The organism is Rosistilla oblonga (assembly GCF_007751715.1).
GTDB classification, from domain to species: Bacteria; Planctomycetota; Planctomycetia; order Pirellulales; family Pirellulaceae; genus Rosistilla; species Rosistilla oblonga.
Genome location: NZ_CP036292.1, coordinates 5,814,269 through 5,829,302, shown reverse-complemented (window position 1 = coordinate 5,829,302; position 15,034 = coordinate 5,814,269). Strand labels below are relative to the sequence as shown.

The following is a 15,034-nucleotide window of genomic DNA, read 5'->3' as shown; positions in this document are numbered from 1 at the left end:
GCTGGTCGGCGAGACCAGCGGCGGCAAGCGATCGGGCGACGCCTATTCGTTGGTCCAATAATCGACGACCAACACTTTGTCCAAATGGGGCTTCAGCACGTCGACAAAGGCGAGGTGATCGGCGTGGGGAAGGTAGGCCGCGCGATCGGCTTCGCTTTTGAAGGTCACTAGAAAGCAATGGGTGAACCCGTCGGCGAGCCCTTCGGGGCTGTTCTCGGTGCCGTGTTCATAGGCGTAGATCTGCGGGATCTTGCTCTTCAGTTTGCCGAACTCGTCGACGACCTTCTGAACGTCCGCCTCGGATGAACTCTCTTTGAACTTAAACAGCACCACGTGCCGCAACAGCTGTGTCTTGGCTGCTGGTTTTTCGTCGGCGATCGCCACCGATCGGTCTCCCAGTTGTCCGCTCATGATCGCACCGCCCAGCAGAGCGCTGGCCAGGGATGCTGCGACGAACCATTTGTGTGAAGCAAGAGTTTGAAATCTCATGATGTGGAACCTGTCGGGGTGAAAGGTGAGTGATTTTTGAAGGTCGAATTATAACACCACCGCCCCGGCAACGATGCCTTGGCGGTGGGATGCTGGCAATCTGGATCAGTCGTTCTGCGGCTGGTCCCACAATCGGTAGGGATCGTCGAACTTCTGTTGCTGCGATAACAGCAGGGCTTCCATTTCTTTCCGCTTCTCCGCAAATCGCGGGTCGTCGGCCAGGTTCACTTGGTCCGCGGTGGGGGCAGTCCCCGTCAACTGGCTGACCGACGATGCGTGATGCTGCGTCAGAAATTCATGCGGATTGGCGGCCAAGTTGAACAGTTGCGTCTCGCGGACCTTGCCATCGAGGACATCGTATTTGATCAGTTTCCAATCCCCTTGTTTGACGCATCGCATCCCCGGCTTGGTGCCACCGCAGTAGACGCCATAGAGAACGTCGCGGATCTTCTGTTGTTCGCCTTTCAGGATTGGGGCAAAACTGGTTCCTTCGTTGGTATTCGGCGGTTGGACGCCCGTCAGATCGCACAGCGTCGCCAAGACGTCCAACAGATAGACGTTCCCCTCGGCGCGGCTGGCCGCTTTGATCCCGGGACCTTTGACGATCAACGGCACCCGCCAGGTGTGTTGATACAGATTTTGTTTGCCCTGCAAGCCGTGTCGGCCAATCGCCATGCCATGGTCGGCGGTGTAGACGATGTAGGTGTTGTCCAGTTCGCCCATCGCGTCCAACTTTTCCAACACGCGGCCGATCTGGATGTCGATGTTCTCGCTGCAGGCGAATTCGCGTCCGATCTCGTTGCGGATCGTCGTCGGGTCGCGGCGTTTCCAGACGCCACTGACGCTGACCTCATCGCGAAGGTTCGGGTGGCCGTGATGGAACGGATGTTCGGGAAGATAGTTGACCGGCAGTTGCGGTGCATCTTCGCTGGCTGGCGGTAGCGTTTCGGGATCGGCGTGGTTGACCGCTCCATATTTTGACAACAGTTCGGGAGTACCGTCACGCGTGTCGTGAGGGTGCGAAAAACCAAAGTAGATCAGAAACGGATCGGTCTGTTTTTCCGATTCGCGATCGTTCAGATAGTCCAACACTTGTTCGGCATGCCACGCGCTGCCGGATTCCGCCGTCCCGCCACGTTTCGTCGCGTCGTGCCGCCGCGTGAACTGGCGGTTGGCCGCTTCGTAACTGTTCCCCCGTTTGCAGGTTCGCATCGTCGCGTACCCGGCGCGGTTAAAGACCGCCGCCATCGTTTGCTCCGCCAGATCGGCGGGGGCGTGATCGAATCCGACCGGCTTGTTGTTTCCCGCTTTCGCTTTTTGCTTCTTGTTCGGTTTGGGGCCGGGTAGATGCCACAGCGTTCGCCCCGACATCACCATGTGCCGCGACGGGGTGCAGACTGCGCCCGACCACGATCCCATGTGATACGCTCCGTCGATCGTCATCCCCTCGGCGGCTAAGCGATCCAGGACGGGAGTCTCCAGGGCTGAATCGGGATTGTACGACTTCAAGTCGAACGGAGACTGATCGTCGGCGATGATGAATAAGATATTCGGACGGTCGGCGGCTTGCAGCATCGCCGAGGAGGCGAGGATCATCAGCAGGCAGCAGCTGATTATCGCAGAGCGGCCGACGCGCGGTCGGCTCGTCGAAAGTGGAGCGTACGTCATGTTGGGATTCCGTTGGAATTTGAGGGCAAACGGATTTGAAGTTGCGTTTTTGGGAATCGATCCGACAATGATCGGTTCCGCAAGAACGGGGCCTCCCTATCATACCGAGATGTGATCGCTCGAATCGAGCAGTTTGTCAGCGAATCAGGGCAAAACTGAGCGCAGCGTCGCATCACGCACCAGAAAAGTTGATTGAATTGAGCAATTCCGACCCGCAGTCCCGGCTGACGCAAAACGATCACGATGCCGCGATCGATCACAACCGCCGCGCGTACGATCAGATGGCGTTGGCGGGCGAGCCGTTATGTCGCCCGGCGACCAAAGCGGAATTGAGCGATCCGCTGGGGACTGTCGATCGAATCGGCTGGCTGGGCAAAAGCATCGCCGGTTGGCGAGTGTTGTGCTTGGCGGCCGGCGGCGGTCGGCAGAGTGCGTTGTATGCCAAGGCGGGAGCCGACGTGACGGTGGTCGATATCAGCGGCGAGATGCTGGAACTCGATCGCCGAGCGGCGCAGGAGCATCAGTTGCCGATCCGCACGATCCAGGCGAACATGCAGCATCTGCCGATGTTGGATTCGGCCAGTTTCGATCTGATCATCCATCCCGTCAGCACATGTTACGTCCCCGACGTGGCTCCTGTTTTTCAAGAGATCGCGCGGTTGCTGCTCCCCGGCGGTCTGTACATCAGCCAACACAAACAACCGACAAGTTTGCAGTCGACGCTGTCCCCATCGGCTAGCGGACATTATGCGGTACAGCACACCTATTACCGGCAGCAAGCGATCCCCGCGGCGACGGAGAAGACGCACGCCGCCAAGCGGTTGCGGGAGGATCGCGCGATCGAATACCTGCATCGCTGGGAACAGATCGTTGGCGGAATCTGCCGCGCCGGGATGGTGATCGAAGATCTTGTCGAACCGATGCACACCAAGCCCGATGCCGAACCGGGGGCGTTCGCGCACCGAGCCAGCTATATCGCTCCCTATGTGCGGATCAAGGCGCGGCGCAAGCAAACCGCCGAGCCCCGCAGCGGTTTGCTACTGCCCAGTTGATTCGTTGCAAGGATCGGCGCGGACAGTGGGAACCTTGGTTGATACAATGCACTGCGTCGAGGTGGTTTCCATTGGGGCGAATCGGACGCTAGCGTGTGCCGGTTGATCTCCGCGATGGAAACGCGAAACGGATTGGAGCCGTGCCCCGATCCTTTACTCCTTCCTTCCCGAAATCCCACCGGAACCGCTTTATGCAATCTCGATCGCGAGCCTTGTTGCTGACGTTGGTTTACCTGAGTTTGGCTGTCGGTTGCGGAGCTGCGGTTGCGGCTCGAGCGGACGTGATCGATCCATCGATCGATCGTTCGCCCGTCGACTTGGCCCTCTCGCCCGATGGAAAGTGGCTGGTCACCGCCAACGAAACCTCCGGCAGCGTGTCGTTGATCGACGCCGCCGCGGGACGTGTGGTCGACGAGCTTCGGATTGGAAGCCATCCAGCACACATCGACTTCACGCCCGATGGGACTACGGTTTTGGCGACCAATCAGTGGTCGGGGGAACTGAGTCTGCTGGCGATTCGCGATGGCAAACTTGCCGCCATCGGATCGGTTCACGTCGGCGGGCATCCGCAAGGTTTTGCGATCGCCCCGGACAACCGAACTGTTTACGTGGGACTGACCGCAGCGGCTCAGGTCGCGCAAGTCGATCTTCGCAGCCTGTCGGTCGTCCGCCGAATCGACGTTGGGAATTGGCCGCGTTATCTAACGCTCTCGCCCGATGGAACACGACTGGCTGTCGGTTCCAGCGGCGATGCCGAGATCGAAGTCATCGACACCGCAACGGCTGAACCGCTGTATGAGGAGCCGTTGGCTAACGGCGTGAACATTGGACACATGACGCCATCAGCCGACGGGCAATACGCCTACTTCACTTGGATGATCTATCGCACCAATCCAATCACTCGCGACAACATTCAACGGGGTTGGATTTTGGCCAGCCGAATCGGCCGCGTCCGTCTGGATGGAGCTTCGTATCGCGAGGCGATCTCGTTGGATGTGCCCGAGATGGCGGTGGCCGATCCGCATGGCTTGGCGATCAGCGGCGACGGCCAGCGTTTGGTTGCGTCCTCGTCGGGGACACACGAATTGCTCGTCTATCGCTTGCCCGATCTTCCTTTTGTCTCGACCGGTGGGCCCGGCGATCTGATCGATCGACGGTTGCAGCGCGATCGGGATCGATTCAGTCGGATCGACGTTGGCGGTCGGCCGATGGGACTGGAGATCGCATCGGACAATCAAACGGTTTATGTCGCCAACTATCTGAAGAACTCTCTGCAGTCGGTCGACTTGAATACGAAACAAGTTGTCCGCGAGATCGATCTCGGTGGGCCGTCGACTCCATCGCCCGCGCGGCAGGGGATGGCGATCTTCTACGACGCACAGCATAGCCTGGATCAATGGTACAGCTGTCACTCGTGCCATCAAAACGGCGGGATCAATTCGCGACCGATGGATACCTGGAACGATGGCACCGAGATGACGTTGAAGACTGTCCTGCCGTTGTATGAACTGACGCAGACCGGCCCTTGGACGTGGCACGGTTGGCAGGAGGATCTGGACGATGCGATGAAGAAGTCGTTTACGGTGACGATGCAGGGGAAGCAGCCGACGCAGACGCAAACCGATGCGTTGATCGAGTTTCTGAGCACGATGCCGAGCCCGCCGAATCCGTTTATCGGGCCCGATGGTACGCTTTCGGCCGCGGCGCAGCGGGGCAAGGAACTGTTTCATAGCAGCCGTGCCGCGTGTGCCGATTGCCACAGCGGACCGCAGTTTACCGACGGCGAGATCCACGATGTGGGAACCGGTTCCAAGTCGGATCATTACGACGGCTACAACACGCCGACGCTGCGTGGCACCTATCGCAAGGTGCGTTGGATGCACAGCGGCCGAGCGAAATCGCTGGAGCGTGTGCTGACCGACTTGCACAGTCCTGAGAAGGTTTCGGGGCTGCCGAAGTTGAGCGACGATGAAGTCGACGATTTGATCGCCTATCTGCGTTCGCTGTAGGTCTGTCTGGGAAACGATGATGAACGAACCGCCTGCCGACCCGGCCGCTCGCCAAGCGGCGATCGAATTGACAGCGACCGCCTATCACGAGGCGGGGCATGCGGTGATGGCGATCTCGTTGGGCCGGCCGATTCAAAAGGTGACGATCGCTCCGGGGCCGCTGCAAACCGGCGGCTATCGGTTGGGCGTTTGCGAGCTGCGGAAGGGACGCGGCCGGGCGTCGCAAGATGTGATCGAAGACGAGGCGTTGATCCTGCTGGCCGGGATGGTCGCCGAAGCTCGCTTCACGGGACGGTATTGCCCGCGCGGTGCCGCCCAGGATCTGCGAACTGTGGAGCGTGTTCTAGAAGGCCGCGCGAAGACCCAGCGGCAATTTGAACGCTTGCAGCGGCGACTGTTGGACAAGACCGAACATCTGTTAAGCGATGAAGCTCATGCGGTGGCGATCGAACGGATCGCGAAGGAGTTGATCGAAAAGACAACGATCAGCGGCCGAGCCGTCCGGCACCTGTTCGAGCAAGCCCAACAACAGTTCGATTAACGTGCCGCCCCATCGTTTAACCGCGTGCCCAACGGGCCGCGCGCTGGAGTGAAGGCTTCAGCCGACCGAACGCACCTTCTGTACGTTACGCACCGACGCGCGGGGCGTTGCCCACGCGGTTAAACGAAAACGACGGGCCGCGCTGGAGTTGAGGCTTTCAGCCGACCGAGCGCACCCTCACATCCCCAGCGACAGCAGCAATCCGCCGACAAAACAGATCAGCAGCACGATGATCACAAACGATTTGAAATCGCGGCGGGGTGGGGCTTCGTCGGGGAACTCGCGCTGCAAAAACTCGTCGTAGTCGAAATCATCGTCCGCCATGTCGTCGGCGTAGCCTTCGGTTTCGTCCTGCCATCCCGAAGCATCCGATGCGCCGCAGTGCCGGCAAAACGTTGCCGTTTCCAGAATCATCGCACCACAATGTGGACAGGGGGTGCGATCGACCACCGGACGGCGGCTGCGTCGGAACCATTTGGCAAACATGTTTGATCCTTGATGCGTTGAAGAGCCCCAGTCGCTGCGCGAACAAAACCGATGGTTGGTCGGAAGGGTTCGCGAGCTGGGGGCGTTCCGATCTTAAGCGTTTGAATCGCGTCGGCGGAAGACGAAGACGGCGTCGGCTAATTCGTTGTCCAAAGGCTGCGGTTCATCGATGTCGTAATCAAAATCGAAGACCTCCACCAACTCCAGATCGGGGACTTTGGCGATCAGCGTCTTGAACTGAGCGGCTTTGTAGAGTCGCAATTGGAATTCGGAGCGGCCGCGGATCTCGCCGCGTGGCGTCTTGGCTAGCATCGAGATGCGGAGCGATTCGAGCCGGGTGCGACGACAGAAATCGAGCACGCGCAAGGTGAAGCAGACCGACGTCTTGCCGCTGCTGCCACGCCAGCGTTCGATACACTCCTCGTCGGCGTCGGGGGGCATCAAGTGAAAGCCCAACAGATACAGTCCGCCGGGACGCAGGTGATCGGCGACCATTTGCAAGTGGGATCGGGCATCGTTTTCGGTCAACAGATGCCGGAAGGTGTTCATCGTGCAGTAGGCCATGTCGAATTTCCGCGGCAGCGAGAAGTCGATCATGTCGGCGTTGAGCACCTCGGCGGTGCGATCGATGCGGCGGAGTCGCGAACGGGTGTAGCGGAGGGCGGGTTCGCTGAGATCAAACCCGGTCACGTCGTACCCGCGGCGGGCGAGTTCGACGACTAAGCGTCCGCTGCCGCAACCAGGTTCCAGCAGATGTTTCAGCGGACCGTCGCCAAACTTGGCCCACGCCGCCTCGATGAAGTCGGCTTCGTCATCGGTTTCATCGCGGAAGGCGAGGTCGTAATACTGCGGGTAATCGTAGAGACTTTTTTGCATGCGAAGACAAACTTGCGTAGGGCGGTGCGGCGGCGCGAACCGCTGGTAGATGGGCCGCGTTCTTTATTTTTGGTTGCCGCCCGCGATCGTCTCGCAGGACAGGGGAACCGCCGCGCTCAATGGAAGATTCAGATCGCCACGGTTCCGACCATCAGATTTCGCCCGATACAACGCGATGTCGGCGCGCTCGATGATGCTGCCAACGGTATCATTTGGGCGGGATATCGTCAAACCAGCGCTCGACGTGACGCGGTATTGAGTCCCCTCGAATTCGACGAAGTGTTCCGCGATTCTTTGCAGTAGATCTTTCATCTTGGCGACAGCTTTTGCGGTAGAGGTCGCGGGGATCAGGATCCCAAACTCCTCGCCACCGTAGCGCGAGCAGAGATCGTTGCCGGTCACCGCCGTTCGCAACAGACTGCCCAGCTGGCTCAACACATAATCGCCCGCGCGATGCCCATGTTGGTCGTTGAACTGTTTGAAATTGTCGACGTCGAGAATCAAGAAACCGAAGGGCTGGCGATCGACAGCAAAGTCGGCGACCGCTTGGTCGAGGGCTTGATCCAAGGCGCGTCGATTTCCCAGCCCCGTCAACGCATCGGTATGAGCGGCGGTCTTGAGGCAGCTGATCTGACGCTGCCGCGCGATTCCATATCGCATCGCGCGGTACAGCAGTTGCCCGTTCAGCATCTCTTTGGCGATCACGTCTTGCGCACCGCATTCGACCATTCGCAAACCAAACGATTCGTCGCTGCGGTCGGTGATCCCCAGGATCGCAAGTCGTGGATCGAGATTACGGATTCGCAGCAGGACTTCAAACGGATCTTGGTCTTCGTGATCCAAGTTGATGATCACGCCGTCGTATTGATGATCGCCCAGCCGATCGATCGCGGCTTCGGCGGTCTTGCAGACGCAAACTTCAAAGCCGTTCGTGGGGGCGTGCTGCAGCATCCGATGCAACAGCATGGCATCGGCGTCGCGATGTTCGACCAGTAATATCTGCAATCGAGATGTGTTCAAAGGAATCCAACGCGTCTTAAATGTCGACTGGCGTGTCTCTTCTGCCGCGGTTAGCCGGTTGCGGATGCGGTCTATTTCAATCGGGCGAGGAGGGGGATGCAATCCGCCCAATCATCCGCGCCGATCCGTGGCCGCTCGCTGCATAACTATAGGACACCGCGGTCCGCGCACTTCGTCTCTGCTGGGGAGTCAACGTCAACCCGCAGCGGGGTGGGGGTGCGTTATGCAGATCGGGCCGATTCTGCCAAATCTACCAACGTTGCCTCGGATTGCTTTGTAATAATAGCAGTTCGCCGTCGACTTGGGTTCTATTGGTTAGCTATGTTTTCGGTACGGCTTCAGAAATCGCCCGATTACTGTCGACGAACTAGAGATAGGTTGCACGAAGGGTACCTGCTTTCTGTGGCTCAATGATGCGTAGCCCGCCTTTCGGTTTGGTTGATGGGGCCTGAAGCGGCGTTGCGGTGGAAGCGAGTCATCGGCTATTGGGTTGGCTGTGCAACAAATGCACGATTACTTTCAATGTCGAGGAATGGAAGATGAGTGGATGGTTGGTAGTCAATCAGAGTATTGAATTGACAGATCGAACGCGTCAGCAGGTCAACTCGCGAGGCCTCGCTTGTGAAACCGCTCACAACTGGCAGACCGCCGAACAGCGGCTGCTGGGCAATCGCTACGACGTGATTGTCGTCGACCAAGCAGTCGAGACCGGCGACAGCCGCGATCTTTATCAGCACCTGGCCGACTCCTCCGAGCGGCTGGCTGGCAGAGTGATCGTGACCGGCGATGAACCGGTACACGCTGGCGGCGAAGATCTGGGAGTCTTGCGTTGCGAGGCAAGGATGTTGGCCGACATCGATGATCTGATTCGCCAGGTCGGTCACTAGGCTTTCCGCCTGCAGCGATCGACCATCGCTGAGATCTTAAATCGGTGCGTTCGCACTACAACACCGGACCAATCAGTCGCAGGACGTTCTCTAAAAAGCGTTCACGCAGCGACCGATTGGTCCATTCCGCCGGATCCAATCGCTTGCTGGCTTCGATATAGGTTCCTTGAAGGTCGCGAACCGGACCGGTCAAATCCTGGCCGTACAGGAACAACGAGACTTCATAGTTCAGCCACAAGCTGCGCATGTCCAGGTTCACCGTTCCGAACATCGCCATGTCACCATCGGCCGTCACCGACTTGGTGTGCAACAGGCCCTGGTCGTACAGATAGATCTGCACGCCCACCTCTAACAGTTCATCGTAGTAGGACCGGCTGGCGAAATGTGTCAGCATCGAATCGACGCGGTTCGGTACTACCAGATGCACCTTCACGCCTCGTCCGGCGGCGCCGCGAATCGCGCGGACCATCGAATCGTCGGGAACAAAATAAGGGGTGGTTAAGACCAATTCATCGTGAGCTGAATTGATCAACGCCAGCAGCATCTGCAGCAGTCCGTCGTCGGTCTCCGACGGTCCCGAAGGAATCACTTGGATATCGCCAGTTCCTTCGCGTTCGACCATCCGCAGTTCGGCGCAGCGGATGATCTCATCGACCGATTCATCGGTCTCCAACATCCAGTCGCCGATCATCGTCATCGCCAACGGCGAGACCGCGGCACCTTGCAGACGCAGCATCGCGTCGACCCATTGGCCAACGTCGGCATCCTGTTTGAAGAACTTGGGATCGACCAAGTTCATACTGCCCGTCCAAGCCACCTCGCCATCGACGACAACGATCTTGCGATGCAGGCGAAGGTCGTTGCGAGCAAAGATCGTTCGCCACAGTCCTGCCTTCAGCGCCGGCCGACAGAGGACTCCCGCTTTGCGCAGCTCCGCCGGTTGCGGACCCTTCCACCACGGCCGTCCGCCGACGCTATCGACAAGCAGCCGGCAAGAGACGCCACGCTGGGCGGCACGCTTTAGAGCCTCAAAGACCAGCTCCGCCGCGCCACCTTGGTTCCAGATATAGAACTCCATCAAGACGCTGTTGCGAGCTTGATCGATGTCGGCGGCAATCCCGCGAAGAATCGAATCGGCATCCTTGAGCAGCTCGACTCGGCTGCCCGAGACCGTCGGCACTCCGACTTGGCTCACCCCCAGCCGATCCATGGCGGCCGCCTCGCGGCGATGCGTGGTCCAATCGACATCGGTCAAGCCTTCGGTGATCGCCAGTTCCGCCAAGCGTTCGTAATCGATCCGCAGGCGGGCAATCTTTCGAGCCCGACGTTGGCCGACACGACGTTCGCCGACTAACAGATAAAAACCGACACCTGCCAGCGGCACCGCAGCGACCAAAAACAGCCATGCCAGAGCGACTCCGACCGGTGGCTTCCGCATGATCACTCGGAAGGAGATCGCAATCGCTACTAACAGATGTAGGACCGATAACGCAATCGACAACGCACCTGGATGAATCAAAACGGACTCCGCAACGCTAAATGCTTTTCGGGCTAGGAATTAGGATCGAGCTCGGGTGTCGCTTCCGACGCCGCGCTATCGGCACCGTCATCCGCCGGTGCCGGTTGCTCGGATCCCCCATGTTCGACAGCTCCTGCAGCAGGAGCGGGTTTGGCGGCCGCATGACCGTGGGGTGTATTGGTCGCCACAAGAATGACGCCGACCGCCACCATCGCGATTCCAACCCACAGCACGGGGCTGATCTGAACGTGCCCCCACAACCGCCATGTCGAATAAAGTGCGGTGACCGAGACGGCTCCACCGAAGACGATCGGCATCACCAACAACGCGTTTCCTTTGCTGGTCATCATCGCAGAGGTCAGGAACAAAGCTCCCAAAGCACCCAAGCAACCGGCCAAGAATCCCCACTTCGCCGGCGCAAAGTGTTCGCCGGTATAGGAGAACGTATCCCCTTTCAACCGCATCGCGATCAGACCGCCGATGATCGCCAGCACCAGGTAAGCGATACCGATAAACACATAAGGTTTGAATGGCGACCACGATTTGCTTTGCGCGTTACCGATCGTTGGGCCATACATTCCCCAACACATCGCGGTGCACAAAGCAAACAGAACGGGTAAAAATATCTTCATTCGGTTGACCTCAAGTCTTTTTAATGTCGGTATGTCTGCGGACTGGCGCCGTTGAAGTATAGTGATTGGAGGCAAATCTGACAGCGACCCCACCCACATATCCCTCTTCTGTATGAACGATTCCTTGCCCCCGTCGATTCCTGAAAAACCAGCTACTGCGGCGTCCCGCGTGGCAGAGATCGATCGCTTGGTGAGTCACGTTTGGATGGTTCGGGCGTTTCTCAAGCACTGCGAAGAAGCTGTCGACGACGAGGAACTGCAAGAGATCCATCGCGACCTCTACGATTTCATGCTCGCTCTGGGGCCGGCGTTGGCCAGCGGAGACGACGCGGCTTACCTAAAGCAGGCGAAGAAAAAGCTCAGCAAGCTGCGCAAGGCGACCGAACTGTTTGTGGCGATACAGCCGGAGGTCAGCGGGCACACCAACTTTCAAATGGCGGCCCGTTCGCTGCAGACCGCTGTCGAGCAAATCGTGGTCTTGGTGCGAGGCTAACGCGTCTCGCTTCGGGGCTCAATTCTAGGGCCCGTCCCCCGCTTGTTTCCTCTCGGTGATGGCTCCCGTTACGCCCCCGCAAGTCCCCGAATTGATGGCCGCAGCGGTCCGCTGGCGCGGCGTTTTTTGGGGCTCGACGGTGCCAACGCCAGCCGACAACTGACAACCAATGTTGACGCGATTTCCGACGTTGCGACCCTGCGGATGTTAGCGATTCTTCCTCCACCGCAAATGCTGTGACAAAAAAACAAAAAATGTTTGTCACTCCACTGCGATGCAACTTGCATTTTTGTCGGGTGGCGAAAACGGGGACGGTTTGAGTGATGGTTTGGTCCGCCGCTTGCAACGTCATCGACCGACAGGGCAAATATGTATCGGCCCCTAACGCTTGCATTTCCAATGCATGTGTCCATCGGTATTTCTTCCTAACCGGGATTCGGTCATGGCTGTTCGAAAAATTGTCGTCACTCGTCAAGACTGTCAACGCTTGGAGAGCCTGCTCGCAAGCGACTTCACGCAAGCGCTTTGCAACAAGGAAAATATTAAGAATTTACGCGGCGAACTCGCGTTGGCGCGGATCGTAGAACCCGAAAAAGTTCCCCCGGATGTAGTCACCATGGGGTCGACAGTCCGCCTGTTGGATCTCGACTGCGACGAACTGGAAACGTTTACGTTGGTCTATCCCGACGAAGCGAACATCGCCGAAGGAAAACTTTCGGTCCTAGCGCCGATCGGGACCGCCATCCTCGGCTACCGGGTGGGAGATATGGTATGTTGGAAAGTCCCTAGCGGCGAAAGCCGAACACGTATCGAAGAGGTCTTGTTCCAACCCGAACGAGATCAGCCAGCCGAAAATCCGACAAGCCTAACGACTTGATGCACGTACAATTGCCAGTAGACCACAGCGGTTCCGATTCTGAAAACCAATCCGGGCCGCTGTTGCCGCGGCGACCAATCGATCGTCTCGCCCGTCCGCTGGCCCGCTTCTTACATATCGAAGCGACTAGCGGCATCGTGCTGATGATCTGCACCGCCGTGGCGATCGGGCTGGCAAATTCTCCCTGGGCCGAAACCTATCTGGGGTTTTGGAAGACCAAAGTCAATCTGCAGTTTGGTTCGTTTCAATTTGAGCATTCGCTTCAGCACATCATTAACGATGGCCTGATGGCGTTGTTCTTTTTTGTGATCGGGCTGGAGGTCAAACGCGAACTCGTTCACGGCTCGCTCTCGGACATCCGCCGAGCCACGCTGCCGATAGCGGCTGCGCTGGGGGGGATGATCGTTCCGGCCGGCATCTACCTTTCGATGCAGTACGGCCAGCCTGCGGTTCGCGGCTGGGGAATCCCGATGGCGACCGACATCGCGTTTGTCGTCGGCTGTCTGGCACTGCTGGGATCGCGCGTTCCCAACAGTCTCCGCGTGCTGCTGCTATCGTTGGCGATCGTCGACGACATCGGTGCGATCATCGTGATCGCAATCGGCTACACCGACCACTTGGACGTTCGCTTTCTGGGCATGGCTGCGGTGGTTATCGGTGTCGTGCAGTTGTTTTCGTATCTCGGCGTCCGGCGTTTCCCGCCCTACATCGTCGCCGGCATGATCGCTTGGTATGCATTCCACGAATCGGGAGTCCACGCCACGCTTGCCGGCGTGATCCTGGGACTGATGACGCCAGCCAAAGCGTCGATCGTTCCCGAGCGCTTTCGCGTCTACCTCAATCAAACCAGCAAGTCGTATGAAGCGGACGAATCGGAAGTGCGAGTGCGACGCGGCGAACAGGTGCGGATGCTGCAGCGGATATCGCGCGAGACGATCTCGCCGTTGGAGTATTTGGAAACGGCGCTGCACCAATGGAGTAGCTATCTGGTGATCCCAATCTTTGCGTTGGCTAACGCTGGCGTCGCGTTTCAGTTGAGCAACGTCAACGACCCGGTGGCGCTCGCCGTCATCTTGGGCTTGGTTGTTGGCAAGCCGTTGGGCGTGCTTGCGTTCAGTTTGCTGGCGGTCAAAAGCGGCCTGGCGCGGTTGCCCGAGGGACTCAATTGGTCCGTCTTGGCTGCCGGCAGCTTCCTGGCGGGGATCGGTTTCACGATGGCTCTGTTCATCGAAGGGCTCGCCTTTGGCGGCGATAGTTTCAACAACGCCAAGACCGGCATCCTGGTCGGATCGGGCGTCAGCGCCGTGTTGGGGATGACGTTCCTGTTGTGGACACTCCCCAAACCCACAGCTCAATCGTCTTAAAGTGCCCCGGCACGCACCACAGCCGACGTGCACCCACTTCAAGAACTAAGCGATCAAAAAACTCTACCGCGTCCCCTGCATCCCCACACGCTTAAAAGTCCTGTTGAAGCCGCTTATCCCGAAGGTTTTCATCCACCGCGACCGCCCCAAACGCCACGCCGCACTCACTGCGGCATCCAAAGTTCACCTCTAAGAATTATCGTTTGATGCGTGTCCTTGATGGCCTAGGCGAACGGGCCATCAAGGACGCACGTCACGCGAACAGTTTTGGGCGGGACAACGAAGAGTTGCCCGCGAATAGCGCGAACGCGCGCCAATAAAATCAATCTTGAATCATCCGATACATTTTCGCGTTGATTCTCGTCATTCGCGGGCCAAGCATTCGGCGGTGTGGGGACAGGCGCTCGCAAGAAATCTGTGGCGAACGGGCCATCAAGAGCATGGACGGTTCTTGACGCGTCAAGCAAGACTTGCCCGCGCTGAGCGGCTTCTTTACAGACACTCAGGGCTGTGCCAGCGATTTCGACCAGATCGCACCAGGCGGGTGCGTCGAGCCAGAATCCGTGCAAAATATGCGGGGGCAAGTCTCGCATATCGTCGCGCATCGGACGCCCTGTCCACTCTACGAGTGCTGGATAAATCCGGCACAACGCTCGATGCAAAACACGATCTGCACCTGCCCAGTATCGATCAACTCATCCCACGTTTGCCGAGACATCTCCAAGTCCTCCAGCGGTCAACCTCGTGAAATACCGAGCCGCCTGCTCTTCCCGCAGCGCCCGAACTTCAAACATCCAGTACGACCGACACCGAAGTGGCGATCATTTTGTGGGCGTCCCCAGGGCTAATCACTTTTTCTAACTGGAGCGGCTCAGGAAACGGTAACCCGATGCGTAAGCGAAGAATTCACCAGGCGTCTCTCATGCGCGTCGGGTTATCAAGAGTGCCTGAACCCAAACACTGAATAGCCTTGTGAGTGCCCTGGTTCGTGTCCTTCTGTACACTGGCACAGATCTCCCTATGCCACGCTAAACGCTTCGTCTATAAGCAAAGTTCGTTGCAGTGGAAAGGATTCAAGCCTTAGAGCTTACGAGGCATTGTGACGCTTCAATTTGATATAG

14 protein-coding genes are annotated in these 15,034 nt (G+C 58.4%); 7 read left to right on the top strand and 7 right to left on the bottom strand.

Annotated elements, in window-relative coordinates; all coding sequences use genetic code 11:
- Positions 1-42: 42 nt before the first annotated feature.
- Together CA51_RS20630 and CA51_RS20625 are read right to left on the bottom strand one after the other, a co-directional pair.
- Positions 43-489, bottom strand: coding sequence for a Dabb family protein (locus CA51_RS20630; protein WP_231745808.1), 447 nt, complete (start codon positions 487-489; stop codon positions 43-45).
- A gap of 105 nt (positions 490-594) precedes the next feature.
- On the bottom strand, positions 595-2,085 hold the full coding sequence (locus CA51_RS20625) for a sulfatase family protein (RefSeq protein ID WP_231746214.1): 1,491 nt from the start codon (positions 2,083-2,085) through the stop codon (positions 595-597).
- 269 nt (positions 2,086-2,354) lie between these two features.
- Between CA51_RS20625 and CA51_RS20620 the strand changes: the two genes are divergently transcribed.
- The 3 genes from CA51_RS20620 to CA51_RS20610 all read left to right on the top strand — a co-directional run bounded on the left by CA51_RS20620 (position 2,355) and on the right by CA51_RS20610 (position 5,759).
- Entirely contained in the window at positions 2,355-3,209 is an 855-nt protein-coding gene (locus CA51_RS20620) for a class I SAM-dependent methyltransferase (protein ID WP_231745807.1), read from the top strand.
- A gap of 191 nt (positions 3,210-3,400) precedes the next feature.
- Positions 3,401-5,218, top strand: a complete 1,818-nt coding sequence (locus CA51_RS20615) for a beta-propeller fold lactonase family protein (RefSeq protein WP_145123064.1) — start codon at positions 3,401-3,403, stop codon at positions 5,216-5,218.
- Between the two features lie 19 nt (positions 5,219-5,237).
- Entirely contained in the window at positions 5,238-5,759 is a 522-nt protein-coding gene (locus CA51_RS20610) for an ATP-dependent metallopeptidase FtsH/Yme1/Tma family protein (RefSeq protein WP_231745806.1), read from the top strand.
- Positions 5,760-5,936: 177 nt separating this feature from the next.
- Here CA51_RS20610 and CA51_RS20605 read toward each other — a convergent pair whose 3' ends face one another.
- The 3 genes from CA51_RS20605 to CA51_RS20595 all read right to left on the bottom strand — a co-directional run bounded on the left by CA51_RS20605 (position 5,937) and on the right by CA51_RS20595 (position 8,141).
- Positions 5,937-6,245: a zinc ribbon domain-containing protein gene (locus CA51_RS20605; RefSeq protein WP_145123062.1), complete on the bottom strand. Its 309-nt coding sequence runs from the start codon at positions 6,243-6,245 to the stop codon at positions 5,937-5,939.
- 93 nt (positions 6,246-6,338) lie between these two features.
- On the bottom strand, positions 6,339-7,121 hold the full coding sequence (locus tag CA51_RS20600; RefSeq protein WP_145123061.1) for a class I SAM-dependent methyltransferase: 783 nt from the start codon (positions 7,119-7,121) through the stop codon (positions 6,339-6,341).
- 63 nt (positions 7,122-7,184) lie between these two features.
- Positions 7,185-8,141, bottom strand: coding sequence for a GGDEF domain-containing response regulator (locus CA51_RS20595; protein ID WP_145123060.1), 957 nt, complete (start codon positions 8,139-8,141; stop codon positions 7,185-7,187).
- Between the two features lie 539 nt (positions 8,142-8,680).
- Here CA51_RS20595 and CA51_RS20590 point away from each other — a divergent pair.
- A complete protein-coding gene (locus CA51_RS20590; RefSeq protein WP_145123059.1) occupies positions 8,681-9,028 on the top strand; it encodes a hypothetical protein in 348 nt (115 codons plus the stop codon).
- A 55-nt stretch (positions 9,029-9,083) separates the two neighbouring features.
- On the opposite strand, the gene cls is transcribed toward CA51_RS20590, so the two are convergent.
- Positions 9,084-10,547 carry a cardiolipin synthase gene (cls, locus tag CA51_RS20585; RefSeq protein ID WP_145123058.1) on the bottom strand — a complete coding sequence of 488 codons (1,464 nt, stop codon included), beginning with the start codon at positions 10,545-10,547 and terminating at the stop codon, positions 9,084-9,086.
- 32 nt (positions 10,548-10,579) lie between these two features.
- On the bottom strand, positions 10,580-11,179 hold the full coding sequence (locus CA51_RS20580; protein ID WP_145123057.1) for a hypothetical protein: 600 nt from the start codon (positions 11,177-11,179) through the stop codon (positions 10,580-10,582).
- A 112-nt stretch (positions 11,180-11,291) separates the two neighbouring features.
- Between CA51_RS20580 and CA51_RS20575 the strand changes: the two genes are divergently transcribed.
- The 3 genes from CA51_RS20575 (at position 11,292) to nhaA (ending at position 13,913) form a co-directional block, all read left to right on the top strand.
- The gene (locus CA51_RS20575) at positions 11,292-11,672 is read left to right on the top strand and encodes an amidohydrolase (protein ID WP_231745805.1); all 381 of its coding nucleotides are present in this window, start codon (positions 11,292-11,294) and stop codon (positions 11,670-11,672) included.
- A gap of 442 nt (positions 11,673-12,114) precedes the next feature.
- Complete coding sequence (rnk, locus tag CA51_RS20570; RefSeq protein WP_145123056.1) at positions 12,115-12,549, top strand: nucleoside diphosphate kinase regulator; 435 nt, start codon at positions 12,115-12,117, stop codon at positions 12,547-12,549.
- A gap of 77 nt (positions 12,550-12,626) precedes the next feature.
- Positions 12,627-13,913 (top strand): Na+/H+ antiporter NhaA, encoded by a 1,287-nt coding sequence (gene nhaA, locus CA51_RS20565; RefSeq protein ID WP_261343089.1) that lies wholly within the window; start codon positions 12,627-12,629, stop codon positions 13,911-13,913.
- The last annotated feature ends 1,121 nt before the right edge of the window (positions 13,914-15,034 follow it).

What these genes read in the sequence shown, in the direction of transcription:
- CA51_RS20610 (WP_231745806.1), top strand. Translation starts at nt 5,238, where the DNA reads ATGAACGAACCGCCTGCCGACCCGGCCGCTCGCCAAGCGGCGATCGAA.
- CA51_RS20630 (WP_231745808.1), bottom strand. Translation starts at nt 489, where the DNA reads ATGAGATTTCAAACTCTTGCTTCACACAAATGGTTCGTCGCAGCATCC.
- CA51_RS20605 (WP_145123062.1), bottom strand. Translation starts at nt 6,245, where the DNA reads ATGTTTGCCAAATGGTTCCGACGCAGCCGCCGTCCGGTGGTCGATCGC.
- CA51_RS20625 (WP_231746214.1), bottom strand. Translation starts at nt 2,085, where the DNA reads ATGATCCTCGCCTCCTCGGCGATGCTGCAAGCCGCCGACCGTCCGAAT.
- CA51_RS20615 (WP_145123064.1), top strand. Translation starts at nt 3,401, where the DNA reads ATGCAATCTCGATCGCGAGCCTTGTTGCTGACGTTGGTTTACCTGAGT.
- CA51_RS20575 (WP_231745805.1), top strand. Translation starts at nt 11,292, where the DNA reads ATGAACGATTCCTTGCCCCCGTCGATTCCTGAAAAACCAGCTACTGCG.
- CA51_RS20600 (WP_145123061.1), bottom strand. Translation starts at nt 7,121, where the DNA reads ATGCAAAAAAGTCTCTACGATTACCCGCAGTATTACGACCTCGCCTTC.
- CA51_RS20590 (WP_145123059.1), top strand. Translation starts at nt 8,681, where the DNA reads ATGAGTGGATGGTTGGTAGTCAATCAGAGTATTGAATTGACAGATCGA.
- rnk (WP_145123056.1), top strand. Translation starts at nt 12,115, where the DNA reads ATGGCTGTTCGAAAAATTGTCGTCACTCGTCAAGACTGTCAACGCTTG.
- CA51_RS20580 (WP_145123057.1), bottom strand. Translation starts at nt 11,179, where the DNA reads ATGAAGATATTTTTACCCGTTCTGTTTGCTTTGTGCACCGCGATGTGT.